This is a genomic window from Brevibacterium sp. FME17 (assembly GCF_014897515.1).
In the GTDB taxonomy this organism is placed as follows: domain Bacteria; phylum Actinomycetota; class Actinomycetes; order Actinomycetales; family Brevibacteriaceae; genus Brevibacterium.
The window spans coordinates 195,403-214,257 of record NZ_JABUYD010000002.1 but is presented as its reverse complement, the minus strand read 5'-3'; the positions used below and the strand labels follow the sequence as shown (position 1 = coordinate 214,257).

Genomic DNA, 18,855 nt, shown 5'->3' with positions numbered 1-18,855 from the left:
GCCATCAGGCATTCTCCGCTCATTCGTGAAGGGAAACGCTCATGTCACACAAAATCGCCACCCCCGCAGGCACCGGATCAGGTGCTGGGCCAAATTCTGGGGCCACTTCCGGAGCCATTGGTCTCAGGTCGCATCTGGGAAGTGATCGTGCCTTCTTCCTGCTGCGCACGATCTTCACTGTCGCCCCGATCCTGTTCGGCCTCGACAAGTTCTTCGGCCTGCTCACCAATTGGGACAGCTACCTGGCACCGTGGATTGATGCGATCCTGCCGGGAACCGCCCATCAGGCCATGTTCGCCGTGGGCATCATTGAGATCGTCGCCGGCATAGTCGTCGCCGTGGTTCCGAAGTTCGGCTCGCTGCTGGTCGTGGCCTGGTTGGCCGGGATCATCATCGACCTCGTATCCATGGGACAGTTCTTCGACATCGCCCTGCGTGACTTCGGTCTGCTCGTCGCTGCTCTGGCCCTGGCCGCGCTTGCCTTCGACCGTTCACGGAAGGTGAAGGCCGCCTGACTGCTGCACCGACGGTCACAGCTAGCCGGTCACAGCCCGCCCCATCACGATCCACCTGTTCACAAGCCGGCTGTTCACAAGCCGTAGGTGGTGTGCTTCTCCTCCTCGTCGACGAGGAGGGTGAAGACATCGGGGCGGGCATAGTGACCATCGGCATCGAAGTCGAACTTCGCCTGGGCCAGCTCGTCGAGGTCGATCTCGGCGAGAAGGAGTCCGGCACCATCGCGTTTCGGCCCGGCGAGCACATGACCTAAAGGCGAGACGATCATGCTGCCACCGGAGATCAGCGTTGTGTCACGATCTTCGCCCTGAACGGGATGGACATCGTCGGGCAGGTCGCGGCGTTGCAGGTACTGGTTCGCACTGATGACGAAGCACCGTCCCTCGAGCGCGATATGGCGCATGGTCGAGCCCCACACCTCCCGCTCGTCGACGGTGGGCGCGCACCAGATGTCGACACCCTTGGAATACATGGTCTGACGCAGCAGCGGCATGTAGTTCTCCCAGCAGATCGCCGAACCGACGGTGCCCAGCTGCGTCTCGATCGTCTCCAGTGTCGATCCGTCACCGCGGCCCCAGAGGTAGCGCTCTGCGGCCGTGGGGAGGAGCTTGCGGTGCTTGGCCGCTAAACCGTCCTCGGGGGTGAAGAACAGTGAGGTGCAGTAGAGAGTGCCGCCGTCACGTTCGATGACCCCGATGACGATGGTGAGCCCATGCGTGTTCGCAGCCTCGGCCAGGGCATCGGTCTAAGGACCGGGTACGGCAATCGCGGAGTCGAAGTAGCGTTGGAACTCCTCCCGGCCCTGGGACGAGCGGGAACCGACCGTGATACCGAAGTCCAGACCCTTCGGATACCCGCCGAGGTAGGCCTCAGGAAGCACGACAAGTGAAGCTGACTGCTCCGCGGCCTCACCGATATAGGCAAGTGCCTGTTGGAGTGTGGCTTCGGTATCGAACAGTGTGCTGCCGGCCTGAATAGCGGCAACGGTGAACTTCGACATATGAGGCTCCTTCGATTCGTGGCATCCGACGAGTTCGATTCGTGACACCCGCCGAGGTGGTCAGCACCTGCCGTCATCGTCTCACCGGTGACCGGATGAAACCAGGGCGAGCCCGCGGTGAAACCACGATGAAACCGGTGGCGTGAACACTGAGGGCATGCAGAACACACGAACTTTCCCAGCGGTCCAAACCAACGACACCGCCACCTCGGCGGTACGCATTCGCGGACTCGTCAAGACCTTCGGCGACTACACCGCTGTCAACCACATCGACCTCGACATCCGCAGGGGAGAGATCTTCGGCGTCCTGGGCCCCAATGGGGCCGGCAAGACGACGATGATCAACATGCTGGCCACGCTGCTGCCCATCGATGACGGGAGCGCGGAGATCTTTGGTGTCGACGTCGCCCGCGAACCCCATAAGATCAGGCAGCTCATCGGAGTGACAGGACAATACGCCTCGGTGGACGAGAAACTGACCGGACGCGAGAACCTCCAGCTGATCGCCCGACTACAGGGATTGAGCAGGACCGCGGCACGCTCCATCGCCGTCGAACTCCTCGAGGAATTCGGGCTCGGCGCTGCCGCCGACAAACCGCTGTCGACGTTCTCCGGCGGCATGCGCCGACGCCTTGACCTTGCCGCCAGCCTCATCACCCGGCCTCCTCTCATCTTCCTCGACGAACCCACCACCGGACTCGACCCCCGCACCCGCAACCAGATGTGGGAGACGATCAGCAACCTCGTCGCCGGTGGTGTCACCGTGCTGCTGACCACGCAGTACCTCGAAGAAGCCGACCAACTGGCCGATCGCATCGCCGTCATCGATCGTGGACAGATCGTGGCACAGGGCACGCCCAACGAGCTCAAAGCCTCCATCGGCGGCTCCAGCCTGCAGCTGATACTCAGCGAGGCCGGCGAGGAAGAGCAGGCCCGTGGTGTCATCAGTGAGCTCTTCGCCGGCGACGTCGTCCACGTCCCGAACGCTGGAGCGATCACGGTCGCCCTGCATGACGCCAGCGATGCTGCCACCGTGCTGATGGCCCTGCGTGAGCATTCGATCGACGTCGTATCGATCAATGTCCAAGAGCCCAGCCTCGACGATGTGTTCCTCACCATCACCGGCGAAACCGCCACTGAAGCAGACAGAGAAGAGATCTCAGCATGAGCACCACACAGACCGCGCCGACCACCCACGCCGCACGCCGTGCACCCATCGGCCCGGTCAGCACCGACACGAGCCAGCTCTCGGCCCGCCCAGGACCCGTCGATACCTGGAATCAGACCATGGGTTTCGCTTCCCGTGCGCTCAAGCGCATGCGCCGCGAACCCGAGCAGTTCTCCGACGTCGCCATCCAGCCGATCCTCTTCACTGTCATGTTCGGCTTCATCTTCGGCGGCGCCATCAGCGGCGACATCGCGAATTACCTGCCGCTCATGGTTCCGGGAATCCTCGCGATGACCTGCCTGACCGCGAGCATGGCCACCGGCGTGCAGCTGCGCGAAGACATGGACACCGGCATCTTCGACCGCTTCCGCACCTTGCCCGTCGCCCGCATCGCGCCCCTGGCGGGGCCGATGGTCGCCGACCTGGTCCGCTACGCGATCGCCGCATCATTGACGTTCCTGACCGGGATCGCCATGGGCTACCGACCCGAAGGCGGTGCCCTCGGCGTGATCGCAGCGATCCTCCTCGTCGTCGTCACCGGTTGGTCGCTGTCCTGGGCATTCGCCTACATCGGCACCGTGGTCCGCTCCGCCCAAGGCGCCCAGGGCATCTCGATGATGATCCTCTTCCCGCTGACATTCCTGTCCAACGCCTTCGTCCCTGTCGAGTCTCTGCCGAACTGGCTCCAGTGGTTCGTCACCATCAACCCGATCTCACACGTCGTGTCCGGGGTCCGCGACCTTGCGAACACCGGTGCCGTGACCGCCGAGGTGGGATGGGCGCTCGTCGGATGCGCCGTCGTCATCGCGATCTTCGCTCCGCTGGCGCTGCGGTCCTACCAGCGCAAGTGATCATTAAGGGTGTGCGCGATTTCAGGACCTGCGTGAGTGGAGACCGTTCACGGTGTGCACAGGCGATCGTTCATGGTCTGGGCGCAGTCGTGGAGCCTGACGATCACCTCGGCAGAGGCGAGGTCTGCGAGCGTGCGGGTCTCGGATTCCAGCAGAGCTATCTGGTCCGTTGTCAGGCCATCGGCCAGGGTCCGCCAGTTCAAGGAGGGGAAGCCTCGGTTGTAGCTGAGCCTGTCCGCCAAAGCCATCAGCGTGGCAATCTGATCCTCATCGACACCCCCGCGGTGGTGTCCCCACGCAGCAAGCGCAAACGCGACGGTACCCAGCACCGGGAAGTCATAGTGACCCCGGTGCTGGGCCGTTGCGCGTTCTGCCTTGTCGAGCAGGACCAGATACTTCTGCTCCGCGTCCCGTAACGCATTCTCCCTCTTCTGCTCGTCCACCTCGGCGGGGGAGCAGCGGGCACGGACAGCCGTGCTCACCGCGGCACTGACGAGAATCCACGGGTCGAGGCCATCGCTGGTGGGAACACCAGGCAGGGACGCATGGTCACTTCCGGCCTCCAGCGCACGATCGAGCAGAGTGAGTCCTTCGTCGACCCGACCGCGCATGAATGCGAGCTCGGCCCGACCTAACATGAGCATGTACCGATGACGGTAAGGCTCGTCATGGTCATTCGACATCGCGAGCGCATCGAGTTCGGCTTCGGCCGCAGCCATCTCGCCGAGGTTGAGGTGGGCGAATGCGAGCACCGACCGGCATTCGACGGTGTCACCCAGATCATTCAGCGTCGGGAGCGCGATCCGGGCGTGCTCGAGCGCCTCAGCGAAGTTCCCGAGCTGCAGATGCAGCTGAGACAGAGACTCCCGGTAGCGCGTGGACAGCCATGGCGGATCGTCGGCACGGATATCGGCCATGGCATCTTCGAGCAGCGTGATCGAGGTGCCGACCTCACCCGCGTTCTCCTTGATCCCGGCGAGGAACGGTGCCGCCAAAAGCCGTGTGAAGCGATCGTCTGATTCGCTGAGCGCGTGAAAGCGGGCAAAGTCCTCCGCTGACTGTCCTGGCTCTTCTGCTTCGATGATCGCGATGCCCAGGCGGGCCAGGGCGCGGATGAAGGGCTCGTCCGAGTCCGGACCCAGCTGCTTGAGCACACGCCGTGTCTCGGGAAGCTCATGCCAACGCGGGAGCATGCCCCACGTGGTCGTCTCGACTGCGAGAACCTGACGAGTCATCTCCGCGAGGTGATCGGGCATCGTCCAAGTCGAGAGGAACCGTTCGATGAGGTCGAAGTGCGTGACGATGTGGATGTGCTCGCCGGTGACCATCCAACACGGCAACAGGGCCGCGAGCATGGTGACCGTGTCATCGTCCCGACGATCGAGGAGGCGGCGCAGGACGTGCACGAGGTTGTGCTCCTCGGAGCGCAGAACTCCGACCGCACGCAGCTGAGCAGATCCCATGATGTCGGGGACCGCTTCGGCGCAGAGGCTGATCGCCCAGTTGTCGACGGCGGCCTCAGCCTGCGCGCGCCCGCCTGACTCGTCGAGTTTGAGCAGACCGTATTCGCGGATCGTCTCGAGCATGCGGACGCGGACCTCGTCACCGCGCTCGATGACCGTGATGAGCGATTGGTCGACGAGGTCGGTGACGGAGTCGAGGGGGTTGACACCACGGAGGGGGCTGGTGACTGCTGGTTGTGTCGTACGGGAGCCGAGCACCACCTCGGCACAGTCGGCACTGAACGCATCGGGCAGGAGCGCAAGATGGGCCAGGGCCCGGCGGGAATCCTCGCCGAGCAGCTGCCACGACCAATCGATGACAGCCGAGAGCGTCTGGTGGCGCGCCGGTGCGCTTCGATCACCACCGCGCAGCAGTTCGAATCGGCGGGCCACATTGTCGAGGATTGTTTCAGGGGAGTGCGTGCGCGTGCGTGCAGCCGCGAGCTCGATCGCCAGCGGTAGGCCGTCGAGGTGCTCGACGAGTTCGGCGACGACCGGCCGGTTGAGCGTGACGCTCGGGCGCACGGCACACGCCCGCTGGGTGAAGAGCTCGATGGCTTCGGTACCCGGGAGCTGATCGAGGTAGTAGGTATGCTCGGCGGTCAGGCGCAGCGGAGTGCGGCTCGTGGTGAGGATGCGCAGATCGGACACCGCCGAGAGCAGGTCGCTGACGAGGTCCGAGACTGCGCCGACGAGGTGCTCACAGTTGTCGAGGACGAGCAGATTGGGCCCCATGCTCAGCTGGGCGACGATGCGAGACTGCAGGTCGGGTAGAGGAGTCTGGCGGTCGATGCGCGAAATCGTCTCCCGCACCTGCAGGGCTTCAGCCACGGCCCCCATGACCTCATCGGGTTGGCGGACGGTGGCGAGCTCGACGACGCGCACATGCGGCAGGGGACTCAGCCGCGCCAGCTCTTGGGCCAGGCGGGTCTTGCCCAGGCCGCCGGGGCCGACGATCGTGACGAGCCTGGCAGACGAGAGAAGACCGGTGACCCGGTCGAGGTCGTCGTCGCGGCCGAGCAGGCTCGTTGCCGGATAACGCACGCCGGAGCGGACCGGGCGGTCCAGAGCGAGGAGTTCCTCGTGGACGGCCTGCAATGCGGGCCCCGGTCGTGAACCGAGGTCGTCGGCCAAGCGGGTCTGGATATCGGCGTAGGCGTGGAGAGCGGCGGGCGTTCCCTCCGCACCGGCGAGGGCACGGAGGTATTCGGCGGTGAGCTCTTCGTCGAAGGGGGCGGACTCGTGGAGTCGGGTGAGCTCGGGCAGGGCCTCACGGTGGCGGCCCTGCTTCGACGTGGCGAGAGCGATGACGCGAACGGCACGGGAATCGACGTCGAGGTCGATGGCAGTGCGAGCCAGCTCGAGCGCTCGGGTGATGTCACCGGAGGTCAGTGCAACCTCGGCGTCCGTGGTCAGAATGTCGAGCGCCCAGAGGTCGATGTCATCGGTCGGCAAAGCCAACCGATAGCCGGTCGCGGTGCGTTCGATCGCCTCGGCTGTGGTTTGGGTCCGGGTTCGGGAGACGAGGATCTGCAGCGCTTTGCTCGGGTGGTCGGGTGGATCATCGGCCCAGATGGCGGCGATGAGGGCGTCGGCGGACAGACCCCGGGGCCCGGCCTCGGCGAGGGCGAGCAGCAGTGCCCGCAGGCGCTCGCCCGGGATGGGGCGCGAACACCAGGAGACGGTGTTCAGAAGTTTCAGCCGGGGGTCCACGTGTCCCAGTTTACGGAAGCTCGGACGAATCGGTGACCCGTGGGCGCTGTCGAACGCCCTCACCCGAGCTCACCTGCGCTGTTAGGATGCTCATATGGCTTGGCAGTACTGGACCGAAGCCCACCGACAGGGATGTTGGAGGGAGGTGACGACCCCTCATACAGGTGCTGAGACCGGGGCCGACGGACAACAGATGATGCGGGTCCGCACAACTGCCTCGGCCGTGTCGAAGGGGACCGAAACACTGGTCCATGCCGGCCGAGTGCCACCACGAGTCGCAGAGCTCATGGCCGCCCCACACCAACTGGGTGATTTCCCCTATCCTGTCTCCTACGGATATCTCACTGTCGGCGTCGTCGATGAGGGCCCGGCCGCATGGATCGGAAGGCGCGTATTCGGGCTGCTGCCCCACCACAGCCATCACCTGGTGACCCCGAACGATGTTCATCCGATCCCCGAGGGCATCTCCGACCATCGGGCGCTGCTGGCCGGAGCCGCAGAAACCGGACTCAACATCCTGTGGCAGTCACCCCCGTACTACGGGGACCGAGTGGCGATCATCGGTGCGGGCATGATCGGAACCGCCACCGCGCTGCTGGCTTCACATCTTCCGCTCGAGCGCCTCGAAATCATCGAAACCAACCCCGTACGGCGCACCTTCCTGACCCGTCTGGGACTGACTGCTCTCGCACCCGAAGATGCCGGAGATGACTGCGATATCGTCATTCACACCTCAGGGAGCGAAGGAGGTCTGGGGCGCGCCCTCGAGATCGCCGGCGATGACGGGACTATCGTCGAAGCCTCGTGGTACGGGGACACAGAGCCCCAAGTGGCACTCGGCTCTGATTTCCACGCGAGGCGACTGGCGATCGTCGCCAGCCAAGTGGGCCAGATCCCGGCCGGACACCGCGCGCGGAGGACCCGCAGCGAGAGACTGGGTGCCGCACTGAGCGCACTCCACGACGACCGCTTCGACGCCCTCATCACCGGAACTTCGGGGTGGCAGGACCTGCCATGGCTGATGGACGAACTCGGCAGCGACACTGCGCTCGCGACAGCCACCCTGTGCCATGTGCTCGACTACGAAGAAGGATCCTGAATGTTCACCCTCAGCGTCAACGACCACGTCATGATCGCCCACAGTCTGCCGCACGAATTCTTCGGGCCAGCGCAGGCTCTCCACGGTGCCACCCTCGCAGTCGAGGTGACGTTCACCCGGGAGGAGCTCGACGAACATCGTGTCGTCCTTGACATCGGTGAGGCTCTGGCGCTGCTCGACGAGGCCCTGACACCGCTGCGGTACACGAACCTCGATGAGCATCCCGATTTCGCAGGCCGTCTGTCGACGAGCGAGGCGATCGCCGAATACATCGGCACCGGCCTCTCCACTTCCCTCGCAGACCGTCCCGAGATCGGGATCACGGTCCACCTGCGCGAGAACCCGCGCGCTGCGGTGTCCTTTACCGTTGCGAATCGGCCGTGACCTACACCCTCATCGAACCGGACCTCGGCCGCACCAGCGGGGGACTGCGCTTCAACTCCGAACTCGCCGCCGCGGCCGAGGGGCGGATCGAGCGCATCACCGCGCCTGGAACCTGGGCAGAACCCGCGGGCGAGGATGTGGCCAGGTTGCGCCAGCTGGTTGCACGATGTCAGGAAGCTGGCGATGCTGCGGCTGGGCGGGACCGCCCGGTCCTCATCGACGGGCTCATCGGATGCAGCCTCCCTACACCTCTGCAGGGTCCGATCGTGATCCTCCAGCATTCGCTGGCACAGACACCTGCCGCTGCCCGTCGTGAAGCCGTCTGCCTGCGGTCCGCATCCGCTGTGGTGACGACGAGTGCATTCGCCGCCGCCGAGGTGGCCCGGAAGTACGGCATCACCGCCGAGGTGGCCCTGCCCGGAACGCATCCGCGTTCCGTGACGCAGCCCGGTTCGCCAGCCCACCTCATCTGCCTCGCAGCGATGGAGGACAACAAGAACCAGCTGTTCCTCGCACACGTCTTTCAGGAGCTGAGACGACGCGGCATCACCGATTGGCGTTGCACCTTCGCCGGGCCCATCACCGACACCGACTATGCCGCGGACGTGCTTGATGCACTGAGTGGACTGAGCTCGGTGGATTGTGTGGGCGAACTCGACGGTGCCGCCGTCGATGAGCTCTACCGGCACGCGGACCTGCTTCTCCTGCCTTCGAAGGCCGAGACCTTCGGGATGGTCGTGCGCGAGGGTGCCGCCGCTGCTATTCCTTCACTCGTGAGCGCGGGCACCGGGGCACAGGAGGCTCTGGTTGCCGGGCACGCACTGGAACTGGACGTCCTCACATGGGCAGATGCCCTGGAACGGTGGATGAGAGACGCGACCTACCGAACCGAACTTGCAGCCACGGCGCTCGAAGCCAGGGAATCCTCTGTGTACGGGTGGGGCGAGACAGCGCGCACCATGCTCTCCGTCCTGGAGAGCGTCTCATGAACGCCGCAGAACCGGACTGGCTGGATCTGCGGGTGCCCTTCGATGATGCTGCACGACAGTATGCACTTCCGCTCCTGGACATGGCGGCCCGCGCGCTGAGCCTCGACGCAGAACGACAAGTCGGCACAGAACGACCACTGGTCGTCATCGACCTCGGAGCCGGAACCGGCAACTCCATGCGCTTCTTCGACCGCCACCTCGCTCAACGACTGCCGGAGCGTCCTCTGCACTGGGTGCTCGTCGATGCCGATGAGTCCGCACTCGAGATCGCGGCCGGCAGATTTGGTGCAACAGTGCGCACGGTCGCGGCCCCAATCTCCTCCCTGCCGGCCATCGCTGCCGAAGTGCTGGATGAGGTGGCGACGAAGGTGGGCACAGCCAGCCTGACGGAGGTGGGCACAGTCAAGCCAAGGGGCGAGCGGCGAACAGCAGCCGCCGCGTCGCCAGATTCGTGTGATCTCCTCATCACCGGCAGCGCTCTGCTCGACGTGCTCACACGCGAGGACTTGGCGACCATCGTCGAGACGCTGCATCGCTTCTCCGGGGCCGGGCTCTTCCTGCTCAGCATCTCCGGGCAGTGGCGTCTGAGGCCATCACACCCAGATGACGATACCCTCGACGAGGCATTCGGTCGCCACCAGCGCCGCGAATCACGCCTCGGCACCCACGCAGCGACGGTGCTGGAGACCATGGCGCGCAGCACAGGTGCACGAGTGGAGACATCGGCCAGCCCCTGGCAACTCGAAGCACCAGGGGACGCGGAGTTCCTCACCCGATTGCTCACCGAACGCGTCGATGCCGCCGTCGAGGAGGAACCCCGTCTGCGTGCGAGGGGCCGGGCATGGCTGGAAGACCGGTGGGCACAGTCTGGGCTCCGCGTCGTCATCGACCACACCGATGTGCTCATCGACGCCACGGACCAGCGTGGCCCGAGGAGAGCTCAGTTCAACCCTAGGAAAGGTGAGCCGAAGCGATGAGGAAGATGTGGGCGCGGCGGGGGCTCATGCTGCTCATCACCGTCGTCCTGCTCGTTCTCACCGCTCGCATCGTCGGGGTCCAGGCCCTGCTTGAAGGCGGAGAGGTGGTCACGCCGATGACGGTCCTCGCGGCGCTGGTCCTCGGACTGCTCGCCACGACCGCCCAGGCCATGCGGTTCTCTCTGCTGCTGAAGCAGACCGGAACACAGGTGACTCGGCGCCGAGCCCTTGCCGACTGCTACTCGGCCGGTCTGCTCAACACCCTCCTGCCCGGTGGACTGAGCGGAGACCTGGCTCGTGTCGCAGCCTACCGCAATACCGGGCCACGCCGGTGGCTGTCTCCACTGACCGTCGTCGGTGCCGAACGGCTGAGCGCAACCACTCTGCTCTTCATCACGGCCACGCTCGCTCTTATCCCCGTGGCCCCGGCCTTCGCTTGGATCGCCGCAGCTGTCGCCGTGGTCACCGGGGTTCTCTCAATAGTGGGCATGCGGGGGATGACAGCAGCAACCATCGGGCTCGTGTGGCTGATGGCGGCGGTGACCATCGGGTCCTTCCTCGCCCTCTACCTCATCGCGATGTTTGCCCTCGGAGGTCCCGTGATCCCGGCGCTCGCCGTCGTCGGCTTGGCAGCGATGAGCATCCCACTTGGCGTCGGCGGCTGGGGAGTGCGCGAGGTCAGCGTGAGCATCCTTGCCGGCAGTCTCGCGAGCTCGGTCGAATGGGCGGTCACCTCATCGGCGGGCTACGGTCTCCTGGCCGCTATCTCAACGCTGCCGGGCGCGATCACCCTCATGGTCAGGCTGTGGAGGCGTCACCAGGAGAGCGATCAGCATTCTCCGTCGACCCGCCGCTCGCCGACTTGCTGAGCAGGTATTCGGTGCACATGTCCTCACCGAACCGGTAGCGGCGGAACGGGCGGCGCAGCGCTTCAGCCATGACCTCAGTGCCCTCGAAGCGGATGCCTGGGACACCATTGCCGATGAGTACGGGCGCCGAGGTGAGGAACAGTCGGTCGAGCACGCCGGCCGAGAGGAACGATGACACCGTCCGTCCGCCGCCCTCGACAAGGATCGATCCCGAGGCATGCTCGCGAATGAGCGAGATGATGGTGGCGGGAGAGATCTCACTGTCCGCCGTCGCCGGCAGGCGAACCATACGGACGTGGTCGCCGATGTCCTTTGGGGGGACAACCTCGGCGCCGGTGAGCCACAGCGTGAGAGCCTCGGGCGAGGTGAGGACGGTCGCTGTGGCCGGGATCCGACCGTGGGGGTCGAGGATGACGCGGACGGGGTTCTTCCCGGGGACGGCACGCACCGTCAGCTGGGGATCGTCGGCCACGACCGTGCCGCAGCCGACGAGGACGGCACCGACAGATGCTCGGACCCGATGGAGATGGGCGCGGTCGATCTGCCCGGAGACGAACTGTGCGTCACCATTGGACGTCGCGATGAAGCCGTCCTCGCTCTGGGCCAGCTGTGCGACGACCTCGTCACCACCGGCGATCGTGTCGTAGACGGCCAGCGTGTCCTCTTCGACGACTGTGCTGATTGTGCCGACTGTGCTCGCGGTGTCCTCGGTGTCCTCGGTGTTCGCCTCCGTTGTGTCGACGTGGGGGTGCTCGGCAGGGGCGATATGGTCCATAAGGCGGCGTTTGGCTTCGAGGTATCCGGCGCTCTCCGGCCGGTCCGGCACCTGGAGGCTGAGGCGGTCGGCCACCGTGATGGACATGCCCTCAAGGGCGGTGACCTTGCTCGGGTTCGAGGACAGCAGGGTGATCTGCGGGCAGTCGAGATCGTGAAGGATCGCTGCCGCCGCCGTGTAGTCCCTTGCATCATCAGGCAGGTTGAGAGCACGGTTCGCGGCGACGGTGTCGAGACCGGCGTCCTGGAGGGCGTAGGCGCGCAGCTTGTTCTCAAGCCCGATCCCGCGGCCCTCATGCCCGCGCAGATAGATCAGAATACCGGTGCCGGCGTGAGCAATGGCGGCGAGCGAAGCCGAGAGCTGGTCACCGCAGTCACAGCGATGCGAGCCGAGGGCATCGCCGGTGAGGCATTCGCTGTGGACTCGCACGAGGGGAGCATCCACCGCGGCCGGGTCACCGATCGACATCACTGCGTGGGACGTTCCATCGTGAGTGTAGGTGCGGAGCGTGAAGAGCCCGTGGACGGTGGGCAGCTTGCTCGGCGGCCCGCCGACCAGGACGGTTGAGTCCGTGCTTCTGTGCAAGGCAGTCATGGTCCAAGTCTACGTACAGGCAGGCGTTCTGAGTCTTCTGCATTCCCCGAAACAGCTTCTGCCTTCTGCGAAGCAGGCTGGAGCCGGATGGAGTATTCTGCATGTCTGTGGGTGGTGCCTGGTGTCAAGGTTCCGGCATGTCGCTCGAGCCATACGATGTCGCGGCCGAAGGAGAACACGAGTGCAGTGAGGGCGATCACTGCACTCATGATGCCGAGACTCGGATTCGCCAGAGCCACTGGTGATCCAGCGGTGAGGAGGAGGATTCCTTGGCTTGCCGCGATCGTTTTGCGCAGGACCGAGGGCGGCAGCTGCTGCTGTCTCCAGGCGGGCCGCAGCAGAGCTGCCCCGCGGAAGAGATAGTAGAAGGTGCCTGGCAGAACAACCCACCATCCCCAGATAGGGACGAGCGCGACGGAGAGGACGAGCACAACGAGAGCATCGACGGATTCGTCGAAGTCGGCCCCCGCCGAGGTGGCTCCGGTTCGCCGTGCCACGTAGCCGTCGCAGGCGTCGAGGATGAGCGCCAGCCCACCGACGACGATCGCCGTCCACGAGAAGCCATCATCGCGGATGACGAGGGCGGTGAAGACCATGATGAGTCCGAGCCGCACGGTCGTGACGTCGTCGGCTGGCCGCCACGTCTCAGCGCGGAGCAGACTCCGTCCGGAGCCGAGGCCGAAGAGTGCGAGCACGATGAGAATCGTTGACCACTGCGGATGGAGCGCCGCAGAGATCAGGGTCGCAGCGCTGAGCATGGCCACCGGCGAGAGGAGACGGAGGCCGGGAGACGTTCCGGAGGAGTGGGAAGAGCGCATGCTTCCGTTCTACCAGAGTTGAGGAGGCTGTCAGCGGGCGACAGCCCAGCCTGTGGCTATCACGATCAAATCTATGACGATCACCGCCATGGAGGAATAGGATGCGAAGGTACCCTTCTGCCGATCGAATCGAGGCTGTGCACGTGAGTGTGCCATTCCAACTCCATGACCAGCTCGTCGCTTGGCGACGGGACTTCCACCGGTTCGCAGAGCCGGGATGGACGGAATTCCGGACCACCTCGGCGATCATCACAGTCCTGCGTGATCTGGGCTGGGACACGGTCTACGGACCTGAGCTCCATGAGGCAGATGCCCGGTTGGGCGTCCCCAGTGCAGAGGTGCTCGCTGTCGAACGCGAGCGGGCTGTGTCGCAGGGAGCCGACTCAGAATTGGTCGAGGTGATGGGTGACGGGTTCACCGGTGTTCTGGGCGTTCTGGAGACCGGGCGCCCCGGACCGGTCGTGTGCTTCCGCTTCGACATCGACTCGAACGACTTGGTGGAACTGGCCGATGAGACGCATCGGCCCTTCTCCGAAGGATTCGCCTCCGTCAATGACGGTGCCATGCACGGCTGTGGCCACGACGGCCATGCCGCCATCGGATTGGGTTTGGCCACGACGCTGACGAAGCTTCAGAACGAGCTGAGCGGGACAGTGAAGATCATCTTCCAACCCGCCGAGGAGGGTGTGCGTGGCGCTCATTCGATTGTGGCCGCGGGCTGGTTCGACGACGTGGACCTGTTCGTCGCCACCCACCTGAAATCCGATGATGGGAAGGGCAATGTGCTCACCGGGTCCGATGGATACCTTGCCAGCACGAAACTCGACGTGACCTTCACGGGTGTTGGCTCTCATGCAGGAGGAGACCCGGAGAAGGGTAAGAACGCGCTGCTCGCGGCCGCCTCGGCGACGTTGAACCTGCATGCGATTCCCCGGCACTCCGAGGGCGCCAGCCGCATCAACGTCGGCACTTTCCAAGCTGGTGAAGGGCGTAACGTCGTGCCGCGGACGGCGACGCTGCGCGTCGAGACTCGGGGCGAATCGAGCGCGATCAACTCGTTTATGTATGACAGAGCGCAGGAGGTCATTGCCGGTGCTGCCCGGATGTATGACGTCGATGCTTCGGTCACGGTGGTCGGGAAGGCCGACCAGGAGTCGCCGAGCCCGGAGCTCTTGCCCTATATCCGCACGTGCTTCGAAGGCGTCGACGGAGTCGCCGAGATCAGAGATGCCGGTGGTCTGGGCGGATCCGAGGACGCGACCGCGATGATGAAGCGGGTCAAGGAGCGCGGCGGCCTGGCCACCTACGTCCAGATCGGTATGGATACCTCGTGGGGCCACCACACCGAACGCTTCGACGTCGACGAGGACATGCTCGGTGTCGGAGTGGAAGCTGAGGCCGCTATTGCGATTGGTGCGGGGGAGTTCCTGGCTGGGCTGAAGTGACCAGAGCACGGGCGGTCGTAACAGCGGAAACGGCATCGGATAAACTCATGTGAATGTCGAGAATTACCTGCTCAGCCCTGAGTTCGAAGGTCGTCACCGCGGATGCAGCGGCTGTTCACATCGGCCACGGCGATCGCGTCGCCATGAGCGGGTTCACCGGTTCGGGGTATCCGAAGGCTGTGCCCGGTGCCATCGCCGCGCAGGCTCGCACCGAGCATGATCAGGGTCGTGACTTCGGCATCGAGCTGTGGACCGGTGCCTCGACCGCACCGGAACTCGACGGTATCCTCGCCGAGGCGGGAGCTGTGAGTAAGCGACTGCCCTTCCAGTCGGACCCGGCAATGCGGAAGTCCATCAACGCGGGCGACACCGAGTACGTTGATACCCACCTCAGTCACTCCGCCCAGCAGGCCTGGTTCGGCTTCTATGGCAACCTCGATGTCGCTGTTGTCGAAGTCGCAGCGATTCTGCCCAATGGTCTGCTGGTCCCCGGCAGCTCAGTGGGCAATTCGAAGACCTGGCTAGACCTGGCCGACAAGGTCATCCTCGAGGTCAACTCCTGGCACCCACGCGCCTACGAGGGATTCCACGACGTCTACTACGGCACTCGCCGGCCACCCGAGCGTCTGCCCATCCAGCTCCTGGAACCCATGCAGCGCATCGGCGACCCCTACCTGCGTGTCGATCCTTCCAAAGTAGTTGCCATCGTCGAGACCAAGGCGCCAGACAGGAATCTGCCGTTCAAACCCGCCGACGAGGACTCGAAAGCCATTGCCTCCCACCTCGTGGACTTCCTGCGCCATGAGATCCAAGCCGACAGGCTGCCTCCCGAGCTGCTGCCGCTGCAGTCGGGTGTCGGCAACGTCGCCAATGCCGTCATGGGCAATCTGGCCGACAGCGAATTCGAAGGCCTGACCGCGTACACAGAGGTCATCCAGGACGGGATGCTCGACCTCATCGACAACGGCAAGCTCGCCTCTGTCTCGGCGACGGCCTTCTCACTCTCGGCCGAGCGCGCCGCCGACTTCAACGAGAACATCGAGTCCTACAAGGGGCGTATCCTCATGCGCACACAGGAGATGTCGAATCATCCGGAAGCCATCCGCCGCCTCGGCGTCATTGCGATCAATGGGATGGTCGAGGCCGACATCTACGGCAATGTGAACTCCACCCACGTGATGGGCTCATCCATCATCAACGGCATCGGCGGGTCCGGCGACTTCGCTCGCAACGCCTACCTCAACTTCTTCGTGTCGAACTCGATGGCCAAGGACGGAGCGATCTCCTCCATCGTGCCCTTCGCCAGCCATATCGACCACACCGAACACGACACCCAGATCCTCGTCACCGAGCAGGGGCTGGCCGATCTGCGCGGTCTGTCCCCGGTCGCGCGAGCACGCAAGATCATCGCCAACTGTGCGCACCCGAGTTACCGCGACCGCCTCGGCGACTATCTGGATCGGGCGATCGCAGAGAACCCGAACGGACGTCATACCCCGCACCTGCTGGGCGAGGCTTTGTCCTGGCACGGGAACTTCCAGGCCAACGGGAGCATGTGAAGCCTGCCTGTGAGGGTTGCAGATCCAATGTGCCGAACTATTCGTCGATGCCGCACCATTCGGCGATGAAGAGCGCCATGGATTTCGTGCATCTACGCACTGATTCGATGCTCACTCGTTCGTCGAAGCCGTGGATGTTCTCCGAGACAGGGCCGTAGACCAGAGTCGGCATATCGCCGTAGTTGACGAAGACGCGACCATCGAGATAGCCAGGAGTGGTGAAGCTCGTGAGCTCCGCACCGAACGCCTCTCGGTGGGTGCGTTCAAGCAGCTCTTCTGCGGCGCTGCCGGGTTCGAGGACATAGCCGTCGGCGTAGAAGCCGTTCGGTGTCAGTACCGTGTCGAAGGTCGGGCGTGATGGGGAACCGACGACCGTCGACCGTCCGGCTCCAGCATCTCTCACGCACTTCTCGACCTCGGCCCAGGCGTCGTCGGCTCTCGTACCCGGGTAGGTGGCGACGCGGACCTGGAGTTCACACCAGGCCGGCACGCTTGATGGCCAGTCGCCCCCGCGGATCTCACCGAAATTGAAGTTGATCGGGTGGTCGAGGTCTTCGAAGTACGGGTGCTCGCTTTTCCTATCGTTCCATGTCTGTTCGAGGACGCGCAGAGCCTGCATCACTTCGAAGGCGGCATCGATGGCGTTGAAGCCGTTGGCCATCTCGCGTGGGTGCGTGGGATTTCCGCTGACTCGTACCGTGAACCAGAGGACGCCGACGTTGGCTCTGACCAGCGCATCTTCTTCGGGTTCCGAGATGATGACCGCGTCTGCGGTGTAGCCGCGCAGCCAGGCGGCCAAGGACCCGTTTCCGGTGCATTCCTCCTCGACGACGGATTGCAGGTGGACCCGACCGGTGAGGTCGAATCCGGCCCGGCGGACCGCGTCGAATGCGAACAGATTGGCGATCAGTCCGGCCTTCATGTCACCGGCACCGCGGCCATACATCCATCCATCTCGCACCTCGGCGTCCCAGGGTGAGCGCGACCATTTGTCCTCCGGTCCCTGCGGCACGACATCGATGTGGCCGTTGAGGATCAGGGACTTTCCGCTGTCTCGGGCAGGCGTATAGGTGCCGACGATATCGGTCATCCCCGTGTAGTCGACGGTGGAGGGGCCGAAGCCAGGGTGGGCCTCCAGCTCGGGCGAGTCGATGACCCACCGGTCGATATCGAGGCCCAGGTGCTTAAGGTGGGTTTCGATGAGATCCTGCGCAGGTTCCTCATGCTCACGACGTGAGGGGGAGCTCACCAGTTCGGCGGTGGCCGTCAGCTGGTCATCGAACGCGGAATCGACCGCTGCAAGGATTCGTTGCTTGGCGTCGTTGGTGATCATGGGTTCTCCTTCGAGCGCAGCTCGTTTTGGTTTCGGGCGCTGTTTCGAGATTAGGGGAGTGCAGGCCAATAGGCAGTGGATGGATGTCTCGACTTCGAGCACCTCGGTGTGCATTTCAACCCCTCGGCCGATCAGTCGTCCTGCGTCAGGATCAGGGCGATCGCTGCATCCCGGGGGATGGTCACGTCCAAACCGGTGATGTCGTGGAAGGACTGCAGACGTTTGAACACAGTGTTCCTATGGACAAAGAGCGAGTCGGCTGCCTCTTGAACGGAGCCGTGTTCCAGGTATGCGGCGATGGTTGTGGCCAGACGGCTCAGTCTCTCAGTGCGCTTCTCACCGGCCGGGGTCGCAAAGTCACCGAGCAGTTCATGCTCGAAGCCGCTGATGCGCGATTGAACTGCGGTACGTGCAATGGCGGCGAATCCTTCCCTCACGTTGACCGCAGACCTGCCCGGATGAAGCTCGCCGAGGTGTTTGGCCAGTGCCGCTGCGCGCGGCACCTGACCTATTCCGTCGATCTTTGCTATGTAACCGCCTGGGAGACCGGGCAGTTCATCGACTAAGGTGATCAGCTTGCGCCGGTGACGGAACAGATAGGTCATCTGTTCGTCTCCGTAGGAGTGCACTTCGAGCGTCGAGAATCTCTGCCCCAACTCATCGGTCACGACTTTGGTGGGCACTGCAATGAGTTCGAATTCACCGGTGTGCCTCATCCCAAGCACTGTGGCGATGGCAGTTATCTCGTTCTCGTCGGCATAGCCGGAGAACAGTTTCGTCAGGGCACGTTCGCGGGCGGTCCTGCGCGAGCGTGCCATCTCCTCTGTCTCGTTGAGGAACGACCGCTGCACCTCGGTCGCATAGCGTTCCACCACATCGAGGACGCGTTCTCCATTGTCCATGAGCACACTGGTGAGATCTGGTTGCGCTGCCCGATGGAGTGCTTGCCACAGGACCCGAAAATTGATGCGCACAGCCTCTGTGAAGTGGTCGACTCGCAGACCTTGCCGGGCTCGTCGTCGTCCCAAAGCATCCGGAAGTGCCGAATCTTCGGCTACGTGTTCCGCAGCCGAGAGCCGACGGAGGAAGAGGTCGAAGACCTGCTCAGCGGTTCCGTTGAGGTCGGACTTGGGCACGCGACCGTGGGTGTAGCCCTCATGTTCAGTGAGTTCGCCAAAGAAGTCCTCGAGAAGCTGCGGAGTGTCTTGTCGCACTCGCTCGAGGAGCTCATGCCAAAGCGGATCGGTCATACTGCATTGTTGC

15 protein-coding genes and 1 pseudogene are annotated in these 18,855 nt (G+C 64.3%); 10 read left to right on the top strand and 6 right to left on the bottom strand.

The annotated features are described in order from the left end of the window. Positions 1 to 41 precede the first annotated feature (41 nt). Entirely contained in the window at positions 42 to 515 is a 474-nt protein-coding gene (locus INT40_RS02890) for a hypothetical protein (protein WP_226830675.1), read from the top strand. A 74-nt stretch (positions 516 to 589) separates the two neighbouring features. Here the strand turns inward: INT40_RS02890 and INT40_RS02885 are convergent. Further along, positions 590 to 1,516: pseudogene (locus INT40_RS02885) on the bottom strand (carbon-nitrogen hydrolase family protein). Between the two features lie 157 nt (positions 1,517 to 1,673). Here INT40_RS02885 and INT40_RS02880 point away from each other — a divergent pair. Both INT40_RS02880 and INT40_RS02875 read left to right on the top strand, forming a co-directional pair. Then, entirely contained in the window at positions 1,674 to 2,684 is a 1,011-nt protein-coding gene (locus INT40_RS02880; protein WP_193095449.1) for an ATP-binding cassette domain-containing protein, read from the top strand. Further along, a complete protein-coding gene (locus INT40_RS02875) occupies positions 2,681 to 3,535 on the top strand; it encodes an ABC transporter permease (RefSeq protein WP_193095448.1) in 855 nt (284 codons plus the stop codon). Before INT40_RS02880 ends, INT40_RS02875 begins: the two co-directional genes overlap by 4 nt. A 47-nt stretch (positions 3,536 to 3,582) precedes the next feature. On the opposite strand, the gene INT40_RS02870 is transcribed toward INT40_RS02875, so the two are convergent. Then, complete coding sequence (locus tag INT40_RS02870; protein WP_193095447.1) at positions 3,583 to 6,750, bottom strand: ATP-binding protein; 3,168 nt, start codon at positions 6,748 to 6,750, stop codon at positions 3,583 to 3,585. A gap of 145 nt (positions 6,751 to 6,895) precedes the next feature. On the opposite strand from INT40_RS02870, the gene INT40_RS02865 reads away from it, so the two are divergent. From INT40_RS02865 to INT40_RS02845, 5 genes are read left to right on the top strand one after another with little or no spacing between them, the layout of a single operon-like run. Continuing rightward, positions 6,896 to 7,849, top strand: a complete 954-nt coding sequence (locus INT40_RS02865; protein WP_193095446.1) for a zinc-dependent alcohol dehydrogenase — start codon at positions 6,896 to 6,898, stop codon at positions 7,847 to 7,849. Beyond that, positions 7,850 to 8,233, top strand: a complete 384-nt coding sequence (locus tag INT40_RS02860) for a 6-pyruvoyl trahydropterin synthase family protein (RefSeq protein WP_101569720.1) — start codon at positions 7,850 to 7,852, stop codon at positions 8,231 to 8,233. Next, positions 8,230 to 9,222, top strand: coding sequence for a glycosyltransferase family 4 protein (locus tag INT40_RS02855; RefSeq protein WP_193095445.1), 993 nt, complete (start codon positions 8,230 to 8,232; stop codon positions 9,220 to 9,222). Before INT40_RS02860 ends, INT40_RS02855 begins: the two co-directional genes overlap by 4 nt. Beyond that, on the top strand, positions 9,219 to 10,199 hold the full coding sequence (locus INT40_RS02850) for a class I SAM-dependent methyltransferase (protein ID WP_193095444.1): 981 nt from the start codon (positions 9,219 to 9,221) through the stop codon (positions 10,197 to 10,199). Before INT40_RS02855 ends, INT40_RS02850 begins: the two co-directional genes overlap by 4 nt. After that, positions 10,196 to 11,068, top strand: a complete 873-nt coding sequence (locus INT40_RS02845) for a lysylphosphatidylglycerol synthase domain-containing protein (protein WP_193095443.1) — start codon at positions 10,196 to 10,198, stop codon at positions 11,066 to 11,068. The genes INT40_RS02850 and INT40_RS02845 overlap by 4 nt, the downstream gene beginning before the upstream one ends. Here the strand turns inward: INT40_RS02845 and ribA are convergent. Continuing rightward, a complete protein-coding gene (gene ribA, locus INT40_RS02840) occupies positions 10,998 to 12,437 on the bottom strand; it encodes a GTP cyclohydrolase II RibA (RefSeq protein WP_193095442.1) in 1,440 nt (479 codons plus the stop codon). The two genes, INT40_RS02845 and ribA, sit on opposite strands and share 71 nt — an antisense overlap. Further along, positions 12,434 to 13,255 carry a CDP-alcohol phosphatidyltransferase family protein gene (locus INT40_RS02835; protein ID WP_193095441.1) on the bottom strand — a complete coding sequence of 274 codons (822 nt, stop codon included), beginning with the start codon at positions 13,253 to 13,255 and terminating at the stop codon, positions 12,434 to 12,436. The genes ribA and INT40_RS02835 overlap by 4 nt, the downstream gene beginning before the upstream one ends. Before the next feature lie 143 nt (positions 13,256 to 13,398). On the opposite strand from INT40_RS02835, the gene INT40_RS02830 reads away from it, so the two are divergent. Then, complete coding sequence (locus INT40_RS02830; RefSeq protein WP_319021919.1) at positions 13,399 to 14,700, top strand: amidohydrolase; 1,302 nt, start codon at positions 13,399 to 13,401, stop codon at positions 14,698 to 14,700. A gap of 53 nt (positions 14,701 to 14,753) precedes the next feature. Next, entirely contained in the window at positions 14,754 to 16,259 is a 1,506-nt protein-coding gene (locus tag INT40_RS02825; RefSeq protein ID WP_193095440.1) for an acetyl-CoA hydrolase/transferase family protein, read from the top strand. A gap of 37 nt (positions 16,260 to 16,296) precedes the next feature. On the opposite strand, the gene INT40_RS02820 is transcribed toward INT40_RS02825, so the two are convergent. Then, positions 16,297 to 17,592 (bottom strand): ArgE/DapE family deacylase, encoded by a 1,296-nt coding sequence (locus tag INT40_RS02820; RefSeq protein WP_101569728.1) that lies wholly within the window; start codon positions 17,590 to 17,592, stop codon positions 16,297 to 16,299. A gap of 131 nt (positions 17,593 to 17,723) precedes the next feature. Continuing rightward, positions 17,724 to 18,842: a helix-turn-helix domain-containing protein gene (locus tag INT40_RS02815; RefSeq protein WP_193095439.1), complete on the bottom strand. Its 1,119-nt coding sequence runs from the start codon at positions 18,840 to 18,842 to the stop codon at positions 17,724 to 17,726. Between the last annotated feature and the right edge of the window lie 13 nt (positions 18,843 to 18,855).